General features: G+C 57.6%; 16 protein-coding genes and 1 pseudogene. 7 read left to right on the top strand and 10 right to left on the bottom strand.

What is annotated here, in order from left to right:
- Nucleotides 1-68 precede the first annotated feature (68 nt).
- Entirely contained in the window at nucleotides 69-602 is a 534-nt protein-coding gene (locus tag COMA2_RS00305; protein ID WP_090893618.1) for a SixA phosphatase family protein, read from the top strand.
- Here the strand turns inward: COMA2_RS00305 and COMA2_RS00300 are convergent.
- The 5 genes from COMA2_RS00300 to COMA2_RS00280 all read right to left on the bottom strand — a co-directional run bounded on the left by COMA2_RS00300 (nucleotide 599) and on the right by COMA2_RS00280 (nucleotide 7,984).
- On the bottom strand, nucleotides 599-1,321 hold the full coding sequence (locus COMA2_RS00300) for a dTMP kinase (protein WP_090893616.1): 723 nt from the start codon (nucleotides 1,319-1,321) through the stop codon (nucleotides 599-601). The genes COMA2_RS00305 and COMA2_RS00300 overlap by 4 nt on opposite strands.
- Nucleotides 1,269-2,018: a dTMP kinase gene (gene tmk / locus COMA2_RS00295; protein ID WP_090893615.1), complete on the bottom strand. Its 750-nt coding sequence runs from the start codon at nucleotides 2,016-2,018 to the stop codon at nucleotides 1,269-1,271. Before tmk ends, COMA2_RS00300 begins: the two co-directional genes overlap by 53 nt.
- A 2-nt stretch (nucleotides 2,019-2,020) precedes the next feature.
- Nucleotides 2,021-3,568, bottom strand: coding sequence for a Ppx/GppA phosphatase family protein (locus COMA2_RS00290; RefSeq protein WP_090893613.1), 1,548 nt, complete (start codon nucleotides 3,566-3,568; stop codon nucleotides 2,021-2,023).
- A 129-nt stretch (nucleotides 3,569-3,697) separates the two neighbouring features.
- Entirely contained in the window at nucleotides 3,698-4,270 is a 573-nt protein-coding gene (locus tag COMA2_RS00285) for an OmpA family protein (protein ID WP_090893611.1), read from the bottom strand.
- Between the two features lie 33 nt (nucleotides 4,271-4,303).
- Entirely contained in the window at nucleotides 4,304-7,984 is a 3,681-nt protein-coding gene (locus COMA2_RS00280) for an aldo/keto reductase (protein WP_090893610.1), read from the bottom strand.
- A gap of 250 nt (nucleotides 7,985-8,234) precedes the next feature.
- Between COMA2_RS00280 and COMA2_RS00275 the strand changes: the two genes are divergently transcribed.
- The 3 genes from COMA2_RS00275 (at nucleotide 8,235) to rnd (ending at nucleotide 11,651) form a co-directional block, all read left to right on the top strand.
- Nucleotides 8,235-9,677 carry an NAD-dependent malic enzyme gene (locus COMA2_RS00275; protein WP_090893607.1) on the top strand — a complete coding sequence of 481 codons (1,443 nt, stop codon included), beginning with the start codon at nucleotides 8,235-8,237 and terminating at the stop codon, nucleotides 9,675-9,677.
- A gap of 125 nt (nucleotides 9,678-9,802) precedes the next feature.
- Nucleotides 9,803-10,432, top strand: coding sequence for a J domain-containing protein (locus COMA2_RS00270; RefSeq protein ID WP_090893605.1), 630 nt, complete (start codon nucleotides 9,803-9,805; stop codon nucleotides 10,430-10,432).
- Nucleotides 10,433-10,445: 13 nt separating this feature from the next.
- Nucleotides 10,446-11,651: a ribonuclease D gene (gene rnd / locus COMA2_RS00265; protein ID WP_175304282.1), complete on the top strand. Its 1,206-nt coding sequence runs from the start codon at nucleotides 10,446-10,448 to the stop codon at nucleotides 11,649-11,651.
- A 115-nt stretch (nucleotides 11,652-11,766) separates the two neighbouring features.
- Here rnd and arsC read toward each other — a convergent pair whose 3' ends face one another.
- On the bottom strand, nucleotides 11,767-12,117 hold the full coding sequence (arsC, locus tag COMA2_RS00260; protein WP_090893602.1) for an arsenate reductase (glutaredoxin): 351 nt from the start codon (nucleotides 12,115-12,117) through the stop codon (nucleotides 11,767-11,769).
- A gap of 147 nt (nucleotides 12,118-12,264) precedes the next feature.
- On the opposite strand from arsC, the gene COMA2_RS00255 reads away from it, so the two are divergent.
- Nucleotides 12,265-12,633: a hypothetical protein gene (locus COMA2_RS00255; RefSeq protein WP_090893600.1), complete on the top strand. Its 369-nt coding sequence runs from the start codon at nucleotides 12,265-12,267 to the stop codon at nucleotides 12,631-12,633.
- 200 nt (nucleotides 12,634-12,833) lie between these two features.
- Here the strand turns inward: COMA2_RS00255 and COMA2_RS00250 are convergent, their stop codons facing one another.
- Complete coding sequence (locus COMA2_RS00250) at nucleotides 12,834-13,226, bottom strand: hypothetical protein (RefSeq protein ID WP_139076935.1); 393 nt, start codon at nucleotides 13,224-13,226, stop codon at nucleotides 12,834-12,836.
- A gap of 150 nt (nucleotides 13,227-13,376) precedes the next feature.
- Between COMA2_RS00250 and COMA2_RS00245 the strand changes: the two genes are divergently transcribed.
- Both COMA2_RS00245 and COMA2_RS00240 read left to right on the top strand, forming a co-directional pair.
- Nucleotides 13,377-14,510 carry a citrate synthase gene (locus tag COMA2_RS00245; RefSeq protein WP_175304281.1) on the top strand — a complete coding sequence of 378 codons (1,134 nt, stop codon included), beginning with the start codon at nucleotides 13,377-13,379 and terminating at the stop codon, nucleotides 14,508-14,510.
- A gap of 370 nt (nucleotides 14,511-14,880) precedes the next feature.
- Nucleotides 14,881-15,330: an Hsp20/alpha crystallin family protein gene (locus COMA2_RS00240; RefSeq protein ID WP_090893594.1), complete on the top strand. Its 450-nt coding sequence runs from the start codon at nucleotides 14,881-14,883 to the stop codon at nucleotides 15,328-15,330.
- Nucleotides 15,331-15,586: 256 nt separating this feature from the next.
- On the opposite strand, the gene COMA2_RS00235 is transcribed toward COMA2_RS00240, so the two are convergent.
- The 3 genes and pseudogenes from COMA2_RS00235 to COMA2_RS00220 all read right to left on the bottom strand — a co-directional run bounded on the left by COMA2_RS00235 (nucleotide 15,587) and on the right by COMA2_RS00220 (nucleotide 17,658).
- Nucleotides 15,587-15,826, bottom strand: a complete 240-nt coding sequence (locus COMA2_RS00235; RefSeq protein ID WP_139076933.1) for a CopG family transcriptional regulator — start codon at nucleotides 15,824-15,826, stop codon at nucleotides 15,587-15,589.
- Nucleotides 15,798-16,044 (bottom strand): annotated as a pseudogene (locus tag COMA2_RS20995) (BrnT family toxin). Before COMA2_RS20995 ends, COMA2_RS00235 begins: the two are co-directional and overlap by 29 nt.
- A 240-nt stretch (nucleotides 16,045-16,284) precedes the next feature.
- A complete protein-coding gene (locus COMA2_RS00220) occupies nucleotides 16,285-17,658 on the bottom strand; it encodes an OmpP1/FadL family transporter (protein ID WP_090893588.1) in 1,374 nt (457 codons plus the stop codon).
- Nucleotides 17,659-17,704: the final 46 nt, after the last annotated feature.

The following is a 17,704-nucleotide window of genomic DNA, read 5'->3' as shown; positions in this document are numbered from 1 at the left end:
AGAGGTAAAACTTGTGTTAACTGCATGGTTGCGGTGTGGTAGGCTCATGTCCACTAGAGGGAGGCCGCATGGACTGTATTGTGGTTCGCCATGGCATTGCAGTAGAGCCCGACGAATGGGAAGGAACAGAAGAAAATCGTCCGCTGACGGAGAAAGGCAAAAAACGCGTCAAGCAGGCCGCCGGAGGGCTTGCCGCGCTCGACTGTAAGCCGACCCATCTGTTGACGAGTCCGTTCGTGCGGGCTTACGACACGGCGAGGCTGCTACGCGCGGTTGTCTGTCCGGCTCTCAAGGTTGAGACACGGGAAGAGTTGGCTGTCGGAGCGAAACCGGAGCAGCTTGTCGCGCTTCTCAACACGCTTCCCTCGGACTCGGTGGTGATATGTGTGGGACATGAGCCTCAGCTTGGTGAAGCGGTGAGTCTGTTGCTCTGTGGCAAGGCCTTTCCCAGCTTTCCGCTCAAGAAGGCCGGCGCCGCGCGCGTCCAGTCCGAGGGCATGCTCAATCCGGCTCGGGGGCGGTTGTGCTGGTGGCTTCAGCCGGTCCAGCTGCGGGCGTTCGGGAAGCGCTCTCATGCCAAGAAAGGAACGGGAGATTCTTAAGATGCCGCCGATTTGGTATCGATCGTAGGCGTGTGGTTCCGCAGTACCGGCAGAATATGTCCTCGGAGCTCGTCCTGGATCTCCTCGGGAGACTTTCTGGCGTCGACGACATTGAAGCGAAATTCTATGGCCATCTTGTCGAATTCTTCGATCAGCAGCGACTGGTATTTCTTGAAACTGTCGTAGAGATCCCCTCCGAGCCTGAGATCCATGCCGGATTCCCAGTAGTTCATTCCGGTGGTCTCGATGACCCGCAGCGCCAGGGTTTCGACATCAATTCGGAGATAACACACAAGGTCCGGAATCAACGCAAATCCGAACACGTCCCGGATCCATTTCCGATCGGCGCTTCGCACGAAATCGCGAGCCAATGCCGTATAGATGTAGCGGTCCGCCAAGACGACGAACCCTGAACGAAGAGCCGGAATGATCTGATGTTCGAGGCGATCGGCGAAATCCGTTGCATAGAGGAGACTGAGCGACCAACGGTCAAGAATGTTGCCGGCCTTGGCCACCTCGATCGTTTTGGACATGAGGTTGGAGCGAGTCCAACCGGTCGTCATGACCCCGTAGCCCTGGACTTCCAGCCATTCCTGCAACATCTCAATGTGAGTCGTGCGCCCCACTCCGTCGGTTCCCTCGATGGCAATCAACTTGCCTTTCAGGTCACTCGGATCGAGGTACTTCAAACCGTCTCCAAAAAAGCGTGCGTCGGCCATAGGTGCCTCGTCTTGGTTTATAGCCACGGAGCGCTTCTTCCACGAGCGCCCGCATTTGCTCTTGCTGCGTCTCGATCTCCAACGTCGCGTCCATCGTCAAGAGACCATATTCGTCGACGATCTTGCCGTACTCCGCGAGGATTTGCGATTGAAAGAGTCGGAAACTTTCGGTGACGTCGGGGCTCAGGTCCATGTCCATGCCGGCTTCATAGTACTTGAATTGGCCGCGCGTGCCTCGCAGAAGTCTGGAGATGGCGACTTCAATGGGGACGCTGAAATAAAATGCCATATCGGGCCGGATCGCGAACGCGTAGAGTTTGCGAACCCATTCGTTCGCCACGCCGCGCACGACATCGCGCGCAAATGCCGTGTAGATGTAGCGATCGGCGAGGACGATCATGCCGGCCTTCAAGGGAGGGAGAATCTGATGATACAGGCGGCTGGCAAAGTCCGTGGCATGCAACAGGCTGAATGTCGTCGGGGTGAGGCTCTTCGACTTTTTCCCTCGTTTCGTGGTTTCCTTCACCAGCTCAGAGGAGTTCCATTCGGTAAAGAACACCTTGTGGCCTTTGGACTCGAGCCATTTATGCAGCAGTTGAAGTTGGGTGCTTTTGCCTGACCCATCGATGCCTTCGACGATGATCAGCTTTCCCGGATGGGGATGAGGCGCTGTCTTATGGATGTGGAATTCGCTCATGCCTATTTGGTTTCCAGCGGCACTCCGGAAAACTGAACCCGTCGGCGGAAGATTTGTTCGAAGAGGTCGGCTCTGCTCTTCGCGGCCCACAACTCCATCTCCGCATCCCCGGTCAGCCGAACCTCCATCGTGATCTGCTTCCCCAATTTGACGTGCACGGCCGGAACGAGGGAGAAATGCGTTCGATCGAGTCCGTCGGCGATCCGTAGCAACGAGGCAAGGATCTTGACCACCCGTTGCAGGCGCGGCGTCAGACGGTGGAATTCTTCGTGTTTCAGCGCCGGCACGGCCCGTCGATGGTAGCGGGTGACGGTGGCGATCACATCAATGTCCTCCGCCGTGAATCCCCCGAGGTCGCTATGCTTGATCAGGTAGTACGCATGTTTGTGATGCTGCCTCGGATTGATGAGGTACCCGACATCATGCAAGATGGCCGCGTACTCCAGCCAGGTGCGTTCTTGGTGGCCTAAACGATGTTCTCTCTTCGTTTGATCGAATAGGCTCAGCGCCAAGTCGGCCACATGCAGGGAATGAGCCTCCGGCGCCTGGCAGCGTCGAGCGAAGCCGATCACATTGCGACGACGAACGTCGGGAATATCCTGTTCGGCTTTCAGCCCTTCTCGGTGCCGGACGATAAAATCGTAGATCACACCCTCGCGAATGGCCTTGTCGCACAGCGTGATTGCGTGAAGACCCGACAGCTCCAAGAGGCACCGGAGTACCACGGTAGCCGGCAAGAGCGTGTCGATCCGCTTGGGGTCCAGGCCGGGTATGGCCAAACGAGCCTTCACCGATGATCGAGCCAACTCCGCTTCGAGACCACGGATATCCTTTAATGACACGGTCGCGAGATTCAGCTGAGGCAACGGTCGGCCGGTATGACGGAGATGGATGATCTCGCCGACATTTCCCGCCATGCCGGAGGTGGCGACCAGGGAGTGGAATTTCTTGAGCTTGAAGCATCCGAGCGCATCCCGGAGTTCCGCGAGCACGACCTGCTCGAGGGCGCGCATCATCGATTCCGACGGAGGTGTCTTGAAAAGGCATTGTTCCGCTAAGCGGATCGCGCCCAGCTTGAGGCTCTTGCCGTGGATCAGGCCGTCTCGATTCCCCACGACCAATTCGACGGATCCGCCACCGATGTCGACGACCAGTGTCGGTCCGTCCGGGAGGGCGATACTGTGTTTGACTCCGAGGAAAATCAGCCTGGCTTCTTCTGTCCCACTGATCACCTTGACCATCAGTCCCGTTTGCTCCATGAGCACGGAGACGAAATCGCCGCCGTTCTGAGCTTCGCGCACGGCGCTGGTTGCGACGGCCACGATCCGTTCGAAGCCTTTGTTCCGGGCAAGCGTGACCAACGTTTTAAGTACGTCCAGCGCTCGGGACATGGCTTCGTCCGAGAGCCGTTTGGTGGCGAACACGCCGTTGCCCAGCCGCGTCATGTCCTTAAAACGGTCGAGTATCTTGAAACTGGCATCGGGGAGAATCTCAGCCAGTACCATATGAATCGAGTTGGTTCCGATGTCGATGACGGCGAGTTTAGACACAGAGGTTTCCCACGATCGGAGACTCGTTGGACCTTAATGAAAGCGCAGGCGCCTGTCAACAATCAGCGTGTAAACTGCGTGTGACAGGCACGGGCCGGCAGGGGAGCATCGCGGAGAGGGATGCGTCTATCAGTCGACGACGAAATGGACGCTCCGATTTCTCCGCCTGCACTCGTCGGAATGCTCAACACACAGCGGGCGATCTTTCCCATAACTGATGGTCCGGACATCGACGGAGAGCCCCAATTCACGCAGGTAGGATTGTACGTTCCGCGCTCGGCGTTCGCCGATCACGAGATTGTACGCCGATGTGCCGAATTCATCGCCGCGCCCTTCCAGCACGAGATGCGTCACTCGTTCATGCCGGAGCTCCTTCGCATTGAACTCAACGGCGCGCATGGCCTCTATCCGGAGGATGTCTTGATCGAAATCGAAGAGGATGTCACCGAACGTCTCACGGGCCTGGCCGGTCGCGTTTCGAGAGAAGAGCTCTGACTGCATGGCCGGGTTTGTTCGCGAGTCGGTCAGTTGTCTGTCGTCGGGAGGAATCTCTTTGATCACGGGTTCTTTGATCAGCTCCACTTGCGCCGGCCCCTCTTGCCCCGATTCCGATCCCCACCACCATTTTGCCGCGCAACCCTGGAAAAGGAGTATGGCCAGGACGAACGTGCTTGACGCAAGGATGCCGCGAACCTGTGTCATAGATCCTCCTCCCCAGGAAGGATGAGCCGATCCTTACCAAGGAAGCGTCAGTGCCGCTCCATAGATCGGCTGGGTATCGCTGATCGGTTCCCATCTCAAGACCGCCAACGAATCCGCAACATACTTCGGCGTCCGCATGCCGTTCAACACGCAGGTGACTCCAGGCGTGCTCGTGAGGAGCCACAATATTTTTTGAGAGAGTGATGCGGCGCGGTGCGAAGCCGGCAACAGAGGGTCGATCGTTCGCACGATTCGTCCTGTCTGCGCGTGGCTCCGCAGGGTGGCTTCGCGCCGGAATGCGCGCAACAACGTCAGGAGCTCTGGAATATAGCGCTGACGCCAGCGTTCCCATTGCTCGGCTCCCTCTCCGGAAAGCCGGCGCGAGAGCAGCTGCAAGACTTGGTTGATCTGTGGAGCGATCATATGGTGCTCAATCTGTTCCCAATGTTCAAGACCCTGAATCTGCGGATGAATGCGGCGCAGCTCGGCGGACCACATGAAGTATTCGGCCGGCGCCGTCCCGGTTCCGGATGGTGGGATATTCGGCGCGATGGAATCCCGGTATTCCTGTTCGAGCGCGCCCACGGCGCTCAGCTGGTGATCGATATCGATGGGCGGATCCTCGAGAGGGAGATCCGCCAGCCGCAACATCCTGTTTGGAGTCACCATGGCATTCAAAGGCCGATTCACGAGCACCGCGATATTGTTTTGGCGCGCATAGTCGAGCACGGTCTGGAGCTGAGGCCGGCCGGTATTGGCGGTTCCGGCGGCTCCGGCCTCGATGAGATTCATCGGACATTGAAGCACTCGAAAATGATGGACGGACGCACCAGCGGATCGGGCCGCGGCTTCAGCTGCTTGCACCAGACGCGAGAGCGACGTCGCGTCCGGATCGCCGGCCGCAGCGGTGACGGTGTTGGACGACACGCCGTAGAACCGGAGTCGTCCGGCTGCAACCTGCGTTTCAAAATAGAGAAAGGCCCGTTCCACGCGCGCATAGAATTCCTCGCGCGATGCGGTGAGATCAGCCGTGCCACGATGCTTCGATTCCGACAAAAAATATTCAGGATTATGCAGCAGGCAGCAATCGAGTGTCGTCAGTCCCAGACGATCGAGGGACAGCGTCAGCTGGTCCGCCAAAAACTCAGGATGAATGCAATGCCAAATACCCTCTCCGTACTTCACCAGTTCGGGGTAGGGGCGGCCGGATCCCTCCTTGGCTTCGGCAAGTTTGAGATTCTGCCCCTGGAGATATCCGATTTTGGAGACCACGATGATTTCTTCGCGACGAACCTCACCCGAGGCTGCCAGCTCGGCCAGTACGGAGCCGACCAACCGTTCGCTGTCGCCGTCTGTGTAATTCGTCGAGGTGTCGACGAGATTGCAAGACTCTCGCAACGCCTTTTTCAGCGCGTTGCGGTGGTCGGCATTCTGCATATCGACGCGGTATGTTCCGAACCCGATCCGTGTCGTGGTCAAGCCTGTCGCGCCGAGCACCGTAAAACCCTGTGCCAGGCCTGTCTCGCCGTTCCGTGCCATCGCTCGAGATGCATAGGCCGCTGTACCCTGGACTGTGGCATGTCCTGAAAGGCTAGCTCCTTGCAACAGCTTTGGCTCAGCTCCGCGCTCCCTCGGCGCCGTCTGATCAGCTTGCAACGCTTCTCTTACCGCACGAGGGTCGGTGATCGGTTGGCGGCAGGTATAATTCCGACAGATGTACAGTGTCGGTTTGCCGGAAACAGCCGGACGGTCTTTCAAGAGCGGAAGCGAAGAGGGGTGTTCCGGAGAGCCTATTGCGACGATACGGTTGGGAAGGTAGCAGTGCGCGACCGCCTCACGGATGGCGCGAAGGTCATCGCGCGACCCATGACCCACGAGGGCCAGTTCCACTGGTCCTTCGATCAGAAAATCCACCAAGGCCAGACTTTTGGCGAAGGCGCGCGGGTAACGGATCATTTGCCGGCCGTAAGCGCGTATGGCTGCGATTGCGGCGCGGCGCCAGTCGTCACGATCAAAGTGAAATGACAGTCGGGCGAGCGCGGACGCGGCGACGGCATTGGCGCTGGGCGTGGCTCCATCCGTGCCTTCCCGGTGCCGGAGAATCAGGGATTCATGGTGCGCCGCCGTTGTGAAAAATCCACCCAGCTCGTGGTCCATAAAGTCACTCACCAGAGACTCCGCCAGTCGCGCGGCCGCGTGGAGGTAGGATTCGGCGGCGCCGGCTTCATAGAGGTCCAGCAATCCCTCTGTGAGATACGCGTAGTCTTCTAAGTAGGCGTCGAGATGGGCGCGATCGCCCCGCGAGGTGCGCAGGAGACGGCCGTCCGATTTGGTATGACGGCGGAGCAGAAAGTCGGCCGTTCGTTGTGCGCTCTCGAGATAGGCTGCTTGTCCGAAGACTCGGGCCGCCTCGGCCATGGCCGACAGCATCATGCCGTTCCACGAGGTGATCACCTTGTCATCCAGTCCGGGGGCGACGCGATGTCGGCGCGCTTCGTACAACAGGGGCTTCGCGCGGGACGCGAGCTCCATCAACTCCTCCATCGTCAGATTCAGTTGTGTGGCCACGTCGTCGAGAGGCCGCAGTCGATTGGGGATGTTCGTCTGTTCCCAATTGCCTGACTCCGTGATGTCGTAGAGCGCGCAAAACCGCCGTGCGTCCTCGTCGTTCTTGAGGACGTTTTGTATTTCTGCAGGGGTCCAAACAAAGAATTTTCCTTCGACACCTTCGGAGTCGGCGTCCGTCGACGAATAGAAGCCGCCTTCCGGTCCGGTCATTTCTCGGCGCACATAGTCGAGGACCTCGGTGGCCACCTGTCGATAGAGCGGCTTCTTGGTGACCTGATAGGCCTCGACATACACGCGGGCCAGGAGCGCGTTGTCATAGAGCATTTTTTCAAAATGCGGCACCAGCCACCGCGCGTCGGTTGAATAGCGGGAAAACCCGCCTCCGATGTGGTCGTAGATTCCACCGGCAGCCATCATGTCGAGGGTCTTGGTCACCATCGTGAGCGTGTGGGGATGTCCAGAGCGTCGGTGACTTCGGAGTAAGAAGGACAATCCCATCGCCGGAGGAAACTTAGGCGCCGTGCCGAACCCCCCGTGGGTTTCGTCGAAGTCCTCCGTGAATTGGGCGACCGCTTCTTCAAGCACCGATTCGCTGATGGAAATGGGGGAGGGAGGCTGTTTGACGCCTTGCAACTGGGCCGTCAGTTCCTTGGCCTGCTCCCGGACTTCCGATGGACGCGTGTCCCAATAGTCGGCAATCTTCTGCAAGACGGAGCCGAAGCCGGGGCGCCCCCACCGGTCTTCAGGAGGAAAATACGTGCCCGCGAAAAATGGCTCTTGCGCGGGCGTCAGGAACACCGTCATCGGCCATCCGCCTTGACCATGATTCATCGCGACCGTGGCGGCCATATAGATCTCATCGAGATCGGGCCGTTCTTCCCGGTCGACCTTGACGCAGACAAACCATCGATTCATGAGTTCCGCGATCGCCTCGTTCTCGAACGATTCCCGTTCCATGACATGGCACCAGTGGCAGGCGGAATAGCCGATCGAGAGCAAAATAGGACGATTCTTTTCCGCGGCATGCCGGAGGGCTTCCGGCCCCCACGGGTACCAATCCACGGGGTTATAGGCATGTTGGAGTAGATAAGGACTGGTTTCGTGAATGAGTCGATTGGGAGTTCGTTTCTCGGAATTGGAAGACATGGGAGCAACCTAGCATCGTGGTGAGAACAGCGTCAACGGAGGTGAAACGCGGGCGGTCGCCCGTATTTCGTGAGCGTATCTCGTGAAGCGGGCTTCGTGTAGGAGTTTCACGTTGCGAGTTTCAAGGTTCAAGTTTTTCGAAGACTGTTTCCGGACAACATGAAACGAGAAACCTGAAACGAATCGGCGGAATACTCTTCATGAAATACGAGTCTGTGATAGGCTTGACGATGGAGGCACCACCGCACCCATGAGAGACGTCGGGCCATATTCCAATTACCGGTTGACGGTTCGCCTCGAACTGGCGAACAAACCAGGCATTTTCGCCGGAGTGGCGGCGCTGTTGGCGGAAGAACAGGCCAATCTCGGCGCCGTCGATCTTGTATCGGCGACCAAGACGCGCATGGTCCGGGACATCACGTTCGACGTGCAGAACGAGGAGCACGGCGAAAAAGTTCTCGCTCGATTGGGTGAGTTGCCGGATGTGACCGTGCTGTCGGCCTCCGATCGTATTTTTCTCCTTCATCTGGGAGGCAAAATCCGGGTGGGGAGCAAGTTCCCGATCAGCACCAGAAATGTCCTTTCAATGGTCTATACCCCCGGCGTCGGTCGCGTCGCTCAGGCGATCGCGAAAGACAGGTCGAAAGTCTACACCTTTACGAGCAAGAGCAATAGCGTCGCGGTCGTCTCGGATGGGTCCGCGGTGTTGGGGTTGGGCAATCTCGGCCCCGAGGCGGCGCTTCCGGTCATGGAAGGGAAGGTGATGCTCTTCAAGGAGCTGGCGAATATCGATGCCTGGCCCATCTGCGTGAATACACAAGAGCCGGACGAAATCGTGCGGATTGTCCAAGGGATCGCGCCGGGATTCGGCGGGATCAATTTGGAAGACATCAGCGCGCCTCGTTGTTTCGAGATAGAGCGGAAACTGAAACAGTCGCTCGACATTCCCGTGATGCATGATGATCAGCATGGCACGGCCGTAGTGCTTCTGGCCGCGTTGACGAATGCGCTTCGGGTCACGGGGAAACCGCTGGACCAGGTTCGGATTGTCGTCAATGGCCTTGGCGCCGCGGGAACGGCATGCTGCCGCATGTTGTTGGCCGCTGGCGCGGCGCATGTGCTGGGATGCGACAAGGAGGGCATCATCCTGTATGGGGAGGCCGAGCAACTACGGGCTTGCCGGTCCGATCTTCGCGCCTGTTTCACGCGAGATCATCCGAAAGGCACGTTCCGTGATGCGTTGAAAGGCGCCGATGTCTTTATCGGCCTGTCTGTCGGCAATGTGGTCACAGCCGACGATCTCGAGCTGATGGCGCCGGAGCGAATTGTTTTTGCACTGGCGAATCCGGATCCGGAGGTTCCGCCGGAGCTCGGCACCGCGCACTCCACGATTTTCGCGACCGGACGATCGGATTATCCGAACCAGATCAACAATGCGCTGGCATTTCCCGGGATTTTCCGGGGCGCGCTCGATGTTCAGGCCGGCGAGATCAATGAAGCCATGAAGTTGGCCGCCGCGCAAGCCATTGCCCATGTGATTCCGGAGGGCACGTTGAGCGAAGACTACATTATTCCCAGCGTGTTCGATAAGGAAGTCGTTCCTTGTGTCGCGCGGGCCGTCGCCGCCGCCGCGCGAGCCAGCGGGGTCGCCAGACGGCGGGCCAAAGCGGACGATTCCCCCATCTTTGAGTAACCCTCCTCTCATCGCCAAGACCCATCGCATCCCATTCTAGCTGAGAGCAGCCGATCTTCGACGACAGCCTTCAGGCCGGGGATCAGGCTGTGGTACAATGTGCCTTCTTTGAAGATTGAGGGGCCATGCCGTTCTCGACCGCGAAATTTCTGAAATTCCGAAGCGGCATGCAAAAACGCATCGGTTCGCTCCGTTCAAAGACGGAAGACAGCCTGGAAATCGCCGTTGATACGATGATGGAAGAACGAGTGGATGGGTTCTTTCAGGTTGAACAGGGGCTTGAGGAAGTCATCAAATCCCTCGTCGAGATCGAAGAAGAATTGGAGGCGATCCGAGATCTGACGGGAGCCATGCGTCTCGAGTCCAGACTGGAGTTCGTCGAAGACCGGTGGGATGAATTCGACAGCGAAATTCGTGAGCGCCCTCGACGGCGTCGCAAGCGGGTCAGTCTCGCCGATATGCTCAAGGCCGCGAGCGGATCCGGACAGTTGTCGGAGAGTCCACATGCCGTGACGAACGCCGTGGATGCCTATGCGATCATGGGGGTGGAGTTCGGCAGTTCACTCGCCGACGTCACGGCCGCCTTTCGACTCAAGGCGAAACAGTTGCACCCGGATGCGAACAACGGCGATCGCAGTTCAGAACCGGAACTCCGCCGCATGTTGGAAGCCTATCAGTTTCTCAAAGAATACCTCAGTCTCAGCAATACGGAACCGATGTCGCCCCCGGATCGTTCCTACAGCCCGTCTGAGTGACGCACCTGTGACGATGACCACCCCACAACGGTACATCACGAGCGCGACCGCGCTCATCGAATTGTGCGAGCAACTGCGCGACAGCCCTCGTCTGGCGCTCGATACGGAATTCGTGGGCGAAGAGACGTTTGTGCCGAAGCTCGAACTGATTCAGGTCGCCACTGAACACACGGCCGCCATCATCGACTTTCCAGCCGTTCTATCCGGAGGCGCGCTCGATCGGTTCTGGGAGATTGTCTGCGATGGGCGGGTTCAGAAGGTCGTGCATGCCGGGCGGCAAGACCTGGATCTCTTTGCCGTCCATGCCGGACAAATCCCAAAGCCGTTCTTCGATACGCAGATTGCCGCGGCGATGGTCGGCTTCGGCCCGCAGGTTGCCTATGCCAACCTGGTCCAACGGGTGCATGGAAAGAGGCTGGACAAAGCCCATACCTTTACGAATTGGAGTGCTCGCCCGTTGTCCCATGATCAACTGGCCTATGCGCTGGAGGATGTGACGTTTTTGTTGGCCATCCATGACCATCTGCACGGCCGGCTGTCCAAACTTGGAAGGCTCCAGTGGGCGCATGAAGAGTTCTCTCGCCTTGAAGGAGCCGTCGGCGAGACTCGTCGAGAGCCACAAGAGCGCTACCAACGCATACGAGGATGGGATCAACTCAAGCCGAAATCCGCCGTCGTGCTTCGGGAGCTTGCCGCCTGGCGCGAGGGCGAAGCGAAACGGAGAAATGTGCCACGAAGTCGGGTCGTCCGGGATGAAGTGCTGCTTCAGCTGGCGCGACAGCCTCCACGACATCCGGATGAGTTGCGCAAAGTCAGAGGTCTCCATGCGTCGGAAATCGATCGCAATGGAGAGTCGATACTCGCCGCGATTCACGCGGCGCTTGCGCTTCCATCCTCGGCGTGGCCGGTGCCCGCCAAGGAACGGAAGCCGGAACCGGAATCGAACGGATTTGTCGAGTTGCTGCAGGCGATCGTCAAGGCGCGCGCGCTGGAAAAAGAGATTGCGCCGACTTTGTTGGCCACCACGGCCGACCTGCAGGAATTGGTCGAGGCCAAAACGAATCGATCGGCGCTGGATCTCCCGCTCTTGCGGGGATGGAGACGAATCTTGGTGGGTGAGCTATTGCTTGACACGCTGGACGGGAAGGTCGCCTTCAGCGTCGATCAACGCACAAGGACGATTCGGTGGGCGCGCTCCGAACCGTCCTCCGACCGCTGATCTGGGACGTACTCGGAGTGGCAGTAGGTTCAAAAAGGCCGTTGATCTCACCCGCCCGCTCCCGGCGCGCCAACACTTCCAGGCGAGAACGACGCCGCATGAATTTTTCAACATCCTACAAGAGCTTCTTGATCGAGTCCGCCGGTCTCGCCAGCACTGCCTGGTCGCCTTTCTCGACGATCGGCCGTTGAATCAGATCCGGGTGTTTCACCATCAGGTCGAGAAGCTCATCGTCGGAGAGCTGTGTCTTCGCCAGGCCAAGCTCGCGGTACAGATCTTCCTTGGTTCTGAGCACGTCTTTGGGAGACAGGCCGGCTTTCTTCAAAAGGGCTCTTAACTGCGCTTTGGTAAATGATTGCTCATAGTAATTGATGGCCCTGAAGGGTTTGCCGCTGTCCTTGAGCAGCTGGACGGCTTGTCGGCACGTCGTGCAGGTCGGTTTGTGATAAATCGTGATATCTGCCATAGTCACTCCTTGGTGAGAAGACGCGTCTTGACGATTTTTTTCGGTCTATGTTAGATCGCAGCCGGTCAGGTTTCAAGTTTGAGGTTTCGGTTTCGGTTCGTGCACAACTTGAAACTTTGAACGTGAAGGTTGAAACAGGGTTATGCTATGCCGTGGGTCGGAACCAGCTCCGCCGGTCAGTTCGCCTGCGCCACTGCCTCCCAGCGAACGTTGAAAGAACTTCGTATCAAGCGCAAGGGCCAGCCGGTCCTTGTCCTTGGGCATGTGCTCGCTCGCAAAGGGCAGGAAGCGACGTTCGAAGCCTTCAACGACCGGCTGGCCGTTGTGAAGTTCAGTGATGAGGTACTCATGGGCTATGACCCCCGAGAGCTCCTTCTTCCCACCGAAATCGATGAGCACGGCGTTCCGTATTTTGAGATCCGGCCCTGCCGGTCCTGTGAGATGCTCTTTCCTCTGACCATGGAGGAACGCGAGTCTGACCATGAGCCCGAGCAATGTCCGGACTGTATGTCATGATCAGCTTGGCCTTCAGCCTACAAGGATGTTCAAAACAACCTTTTTGCTTTCCCGTCTGTCCGCTTCACGCTTCACGAGATACGTTCGCGCGCCTCGCAGACTCGTCGAAGTGGGCGAAGCGGGCTTCACACATTTCCAAGTGAGGCGACCTGCCTCGCGAAGCCGCTTCGGCAAGGCGGGGAACGTTGCTGGAGGAATTGTTAGTCGACCATGGGAGCGACTTCCAACGCCTTTTTCAGTAAACAATCCCCCGCGACCCCCTGTAACACCATCGGCAACATGGCTGCATCGATGGCCCGCACGGAGTGTATGTGGAATCCCTCTGAAGACTTTCGCCCCTCGAGCTTGAGGGCATGACAGATTTCCAATTTTTTCCAGACCAGATTCGAGAGGATGTGATCGGAGGCCAGCAACTTCATGTCGGTGACCGATCCATCGATGGCGACCTTCGCGGGAATCCGAGTCTTGTCCTTGGGAAGCTCGGTGACGACGGCGAACGCGATAACATCCTCCTCCGCCATGGCGAATGAAATCCCTCCGACTCCCGCCATCGCCATGAAAAAGCTGCCGATGAGGACGGCTGTTCGTATCATGCCCATCTCTGGTCGATGCGCCGACGTCCGAGTCTGACCTCGCTGCGGCATTCAGTATGCCAAGCACGGTTTTTCATTGCAAGAATGCCGCGCAGCCATGGTAGGGTAAGGACAAGCGCTGGAAGATTTCCTTTCATCCGAGGGTGAATCATGCCCCATGATTTCATGCCGGGCTTGGCCGGTGTCCCGGCCGCTACCTCGTCGATCAGCGATGTCGACGGTCAACGCGGCGTTCTCGAGTACCGCGGGATTCGAGTCGAAACGCTCTGTTCGAGTTCATCGTACCTGGAAACGGCCTATCTTCTGCTCTTTGGGCATCTTCCCTCGACGAGTGAATTTCAACAATGGACCTTGGACGTCACCCATCATCGGCGCGTCAAGTTCCGCATCATCGATTTGCTGAAGTGTCTCCCGGAGTCGGGGCATCCGATGGATGCGCTCCAGGCGGCAGTGGCGGCGCTCGGCATGTTTTATCCGGGCCGCAACGTCAAGGACGTCGAGAATAACTATTGGAGCGCGGTGCGACTCGTCGCCAAGTTGCCGACGATCGTGGCGGCCTGGGCAAGGCTTCGCCACGGCGATGATCCGATACCCCCACGTGATGATCTCGGGTTCAGCGAGAACTTTTTGCACATGCTGACGGAATCCGCGTCTCCGCCGGTGTGGGCCGACATCTTCGATGATTGCCTGATTCTTCATGCCGAACACACCATGAACGCCTCCACTTTTACGGGACTGGTCACGGCGTCGACTCTGGCCGATCCCTATACGGTGGTCGCCTCGTCGATCGGCGCCCTGAAAGGCCCTCTGCACGGGGGCGCGAACGAAGAAGTGGTGGTCATGCTCAGAGAGATCGGTACCGCGGTGAAGGCGAAAGCCTATGTCGAGCAGGCGTTGCGGAACAAGAAAAAATTGATGGGATTCGGCCACCGTGTCTACAAAGTCAAAGACCCTCGCGCCACGGTCCTTCAGGAACTCTGCCGGCGCTTGTTCAAGGAATGTGGAAGCTCGCCGCTGTATGAAGTCGCATTGGAAGTGGAAGCGGCAGCCGGGGAATTATTGAAAGGTAAAGGTATCTATCCCAACGTCGATTTCTACTCCGGTGTCATTTACGACAAAATGGGTATCGAGATGGATCTCTTTACGCCGCTCTTTGCCATGTCGCGGGTGTCCGGCTGGTTGGCCCATTGGTTGGAGCAGTTGCGCGAAAACAAACTGTTCCGGCCGGACCAGATCTACTCCGGAGAACACAATCGACCCTACGTGCCGATCGATCAGCGGTAATTCAATATTGACAAACTCGCCGATCGTGCTGTTGTAGACTTAATTTAATACTAAGCATTGATGCAGGATGTTCAAAAAAGCCGTTGATCTCACTCGCTCGACCCCGGCGCGCCAAGACGCGCCGTTCCGCGATGATGGCCGCAGCTGACCCACAACCTTTTCGCTTTCCCGTCTGTCCGCTTCACGCTTCACGAGATACGCTTCACACACTTCCAAGCGATGCGAGAACAAAGCCGGGGGACTTTTTCAACATTCTGCTTGCCCTTGACTTACCCATCGGTCGATTTATCTAACACTCAGGCGGTTTGAATCGACGTGGCGCCAGTCGAGCTAACCTAATACTCAAATATCAGCTGTGAAGGAGGTTACTATGGCACTCGTGCGATGGGATCCGTTTCGGGAATTGGAAGAAGTCTCAGATCGGTTGAATCGCATGTTCGCGCGTCCCGCTGCCGCTCGTACGAACGGCAAGGAAACCATGATCGTAGCGGACTGGACGCCCTCGGTCGATATCAGTGAGACCGAAGGGGAGTATCAGATCAAGGCCGAGATTCCGGATGTAAAGAAGGAGGATGTGAAGGTCACGCTCGAGGATGGTGTGCTGACCATTCAAGGTGAGCGTAAGCATGAGAAGGAAGAGAAGGGGAAAAAGTTTCATCGGATCGAGCGATCCTATGGCAGCTTCGTACGAACCTTTTCCTTGCCTGACGTGATCGAAGAGGAGAAGGTGAAGGCCGAGTTCAAGGATGGAGTGCTGAACCTCCATCTGCCGAAGTCGGAGAAGGCAAAGCCGAAGGCCATCGAAGTCAAGGTGGCCTAAGCTGTTCCGATAGAGTCTCCGAGAACAAAGGCCCGCCTCATAGGCGGGCCTTTATGTTTCCCGCACTTTGTTCCTGGATCACCAATGTCCCAAGCCACGTCTGCTTCCTCATAACACTTTTCCCCATAAAGTTTCTCGGCTTGAGGCCCCATCCGCTAGAGCTTGCCGCTTCGCTCCGATCAAGGTCTGTTTGGTTTCGTGATGACTATTGCGCGCAAGCGGAAGTTTGCGGGAAATATACGGCGGCGCAGGTTTTTTACACCGCCACGTCGTATTGTTTTGCGTAGGCATCGATAAGACCACGTAACATCCGTTGATAGGGTACATGTGCTCGCTTGGCCTGCTTCTTGAAGAACGCAAGGCTGCTCTGCGTCAGTTCAAGCGTGACCTTGGTGGTTGGCTCACGCTTGACCAAGGCCGAAGGTGGCGGCAGAAAATCTGCGACACGGTCCCCCATGGTCAAGCGCTCATTGGTGTATCTGATTTTCTTGCGCATAGCGTTTCCTCCCTTGCCGCCAGTAACCTGCTCCGTAAATTCGTACGCGCTTCTTTCTATGAAAATCGTACCGTTAGAACATTCCTCTCGACCAATCCGAGGCAGAAGAACCGCTTCTCGCCTTGTTCATGATCAAGATCTCGAATAATACGCTTGAGGTCGTCAAAGGCCTGTTGAGCTTCTTCAAAGGAAACACCATGCTTCTTTTGGTTGAGGATGTCTTTCTCCTCATCCCATTCAAACTTGGTTTAGGTACTTCACAATGCCATATAGTTATATGGGACCATACAACACTGCGGCTCTTTTTGTAAATGAATAGGAAGACGGTGGTTCCAAGGCTCCACCGAAGTCAGAAACGACAGAGTAAGAGTGGGGGAAAAGCGATCGGTATGAACAGGCCCGAATTTTTACGGACACCACTGAGACGGCAAAGTAGGTTCAACCCTAAGGCACCTTATCTAGAAATTGATCCGAAAGGTCGCCCCTCCGGCATGGTTCGTGGTGCGGTAGGTGCCGTTGACGGTGGGGTTGGGGCTATCGGAGACCGTGCGGGTATCGAAGACCAAGGCTTCATAGAACAGATCCAGACCGATGGCGGATGTGGCGAAGAGGCTCTTCTCCGTATCCGCGCACGCAATCACTCCCAAGAGCTTTCCGCCGCCATGGCACAAGACCCCCATGCCGACGGTCGCCACATGCGCATCATTGTCCGCGAATGCGGGATCGAAGCTGCGATCGGTCACGGGGCTGTGGGAGCGAATGTAGCCGGTGCGGAAGGCCACATCCCATCCCTGCGTGGATGTGATCCCGAGCAACTTGTACTCCGTTCCCACATTGACCGTGAAGGTATTCCGCCATTGCTGCGGGCTCGGCAAGACGCTGCCGTCGGACAGATGCGCCGAAGCGTCGCGAATGGCTTGCCACCGCACATAATCCACATCCACCTCAACCTTCCATTCCCCTGAGCGATTGCGCACCGGCCAATAGGCGATGCCGCCGGTCCAGACTTCCGGAAGCCGTATCGAGGTGGACGCGCCCGCAACGCGGACGCCATTGGCGAGCAAATCGCCGTTCAAGGGCAGCACGGCTTGACTCCGCCAGATTCCGGCGATGGACAGGCGCGGCTTGCCTTCGTCGGTTCGCCAGAGTGTATACAGCACACTCACATTCAACCCCGCCGTTGTCCCCTTTCCGTTCAGCTCCAGTTCAGTGCCCGGGGTGAAGCTTGATCCAGGCGCCGCCTGAAACCGTCGTTCCGCATGGCCTTCTCCCAGCAAACCCGTAAAGGTATAAATATCGGCCCCCAACCCGACCGACAGAGACTCCGTCACTTTGTACGCCACCGTCGGCTTGATCGCGATCAAGGGCAGTTGAGCAAAGGTCACCGCCGTGGCAAAGGGACCGTTAGTCGGAAACTTGGCCGCGAAGCCGTATAGATTGAGTATGCCCAGCCCGACACTCAGGTTGCCCAAGGCGGAAATCCTCAAGTCTTTCAAGTTTGCCGTGACGAAGAACTGTCCAGGTGGTGGCAACCCCACGGCCGGGCTACTGTTGTTGGTCGTAGTTCCTATCGGACTGGTGAATGTCGTATTGATACTGACGAATTGCATGCCGCCGGCCGTGTGCAGGCCGTGTAGTTGTGTCATCGCGGCGGGATTGTAAAACACCGCCGAGGCGTTGTCCGCCTGTGCCGCAAAGGCGTTGCCTTGTGCGATCGCGGAGGCGTCGTGAAACGGATTGCGAAAGCCGTCGGCACAAGCGGAAGGAGGGAGGCCGAAGAGGAAAGAAATACATGCACTGACAATGATTGGAAAGAAGAGCAGCCGATTCATAAGGGCGGGACTCTATCAGCCACATCTTCAGTAATTCAATCACAAC

This window comes from Candidatus Nitrospira nitrificans (genome assembly GCF_001458775.1).
In the GTDB taxonomy this organism is placed as follows: Bacteria; Nitrospirota; Nitrospiria; order Nitrospirales; family Nitrospiraceae; genus Nitrospira_D; species Nitrospira_D nitrificans.
This window is presented reverse-complemented; position numbering and strand designations above follow the sequence as displayed.

What these genes read in the sequence shown, in the direction of transcription:
- COMA2_RS00305 (WP_090893618.1), top strand. Translation starts at nt 69, where the DNA reads ATGGACTGTATTGTGGTTCGCCATGGCATTGCAGTAGAGCCCGACGAA.
- COMA2_RS00300 (WP_090893616.1), bottom strand. Translation starts at nt 1,321, where the DNA reads ATGGCCGACGCACGCTTTTTTGGAGACGGTTTGAAGTACCTCGATCCG.
- tmk (WP_090893615.1), bottom strand. Translation starts at nt 2,018, where the DNA reads ATGAGCGAATTCCACATCCATAAGACAGCGCCTCATCCCCATCCGGGA.
- COMA2_RS00285 (WP_090893611.1), bottom strand. Translation starts at nt 4,270, where the DNA reads ATGACACAGGTTCGCGGCATCCTTGCGTCAAGCACGTTCGTCCTGGCC.
- COMA2_RS00280 (WP_090893610.1), bottom strand. Translation starts at nt 7,984, where the DNA reads ATGTCTTCCAATTCCGAGAAACGAACTCCCAATCGACTCATTCACGAA.
- COMA2_RS00275 (WP_090893607.1), top strand. Translation starts at nt 8,235, where the DNA reads ATGAGAGACGTCGGGCCATATTCCAATTACCGGTTGACGGTTCGCCTC.
- COMA2_RS00270 (WP_090893605.1), top strand. Translation starts at nt 9,803, where the DNA reads ATGCCGTTCTCGACCGCGAAATTTCTGAAATTCCGAAGCGGCATGCAA.
- rnd (WP_175304282.1), top strand. Translation starts at nt 10,446, where the DNA reads ATGACCACCCCACAACGGTACATCACGAGCGCGACCGCGCTCATCGAA.
- arsC (WP_090893602.1), bottom strand. Translation starts at nt 12,117, where the DNA reads ATGGCAGATATCACGATTTATCACAAACCGACCTGCACGACGTGCCGA.
- COMA2_RS00255 (WP_090893600.1), top strand. Translation starts at nt 12,265, where the DNA reads ATGCCGTGGGTCGGAACCAGCTCCGCCGGTCAGTTCGCCTGCGCCACT.
- COMA2_RS00250 (WP_139076935.1), bottom strand. Translation starts at nt 13,226, where the DNA reads ATGATACGAACAGCCGTCCTCATCGGCAGCTTTTTCATGGCGATGGCG.
- COMA2_RS00245 (WP_175304281.1), top strand. Translation starts at nt 13,377, where the DNA reads ATGCCCCATGATTTCATGCCGGGCTTGGCCGGTGTCCCGGCCGCTACC.
- COMA2_RS00240 (WP_090893594.1), top strand. Translation starts at nt 14,881, where the DNA reads ATGGCACTCGTGCGATGGGATCCGTTTCGGGAATTGGAAGAAGTCTCA.
- COMA2_RS00235 (WP_139076933.1), bottom strand. Translation starts at nt 15,826, where the DNA reads ATGCGCAAGAAAATCAGATACACCAATGAGCGCTTGACCATGGGGGAC.
- COMA2_RS00220 (WP_090893588.1), bottom strand. Translation starts at nt 17,658, where the DNA reads ATGAATCGGCTGCTCTTCTTTCCAATCATTGTCAGTGCATGTATTTCT.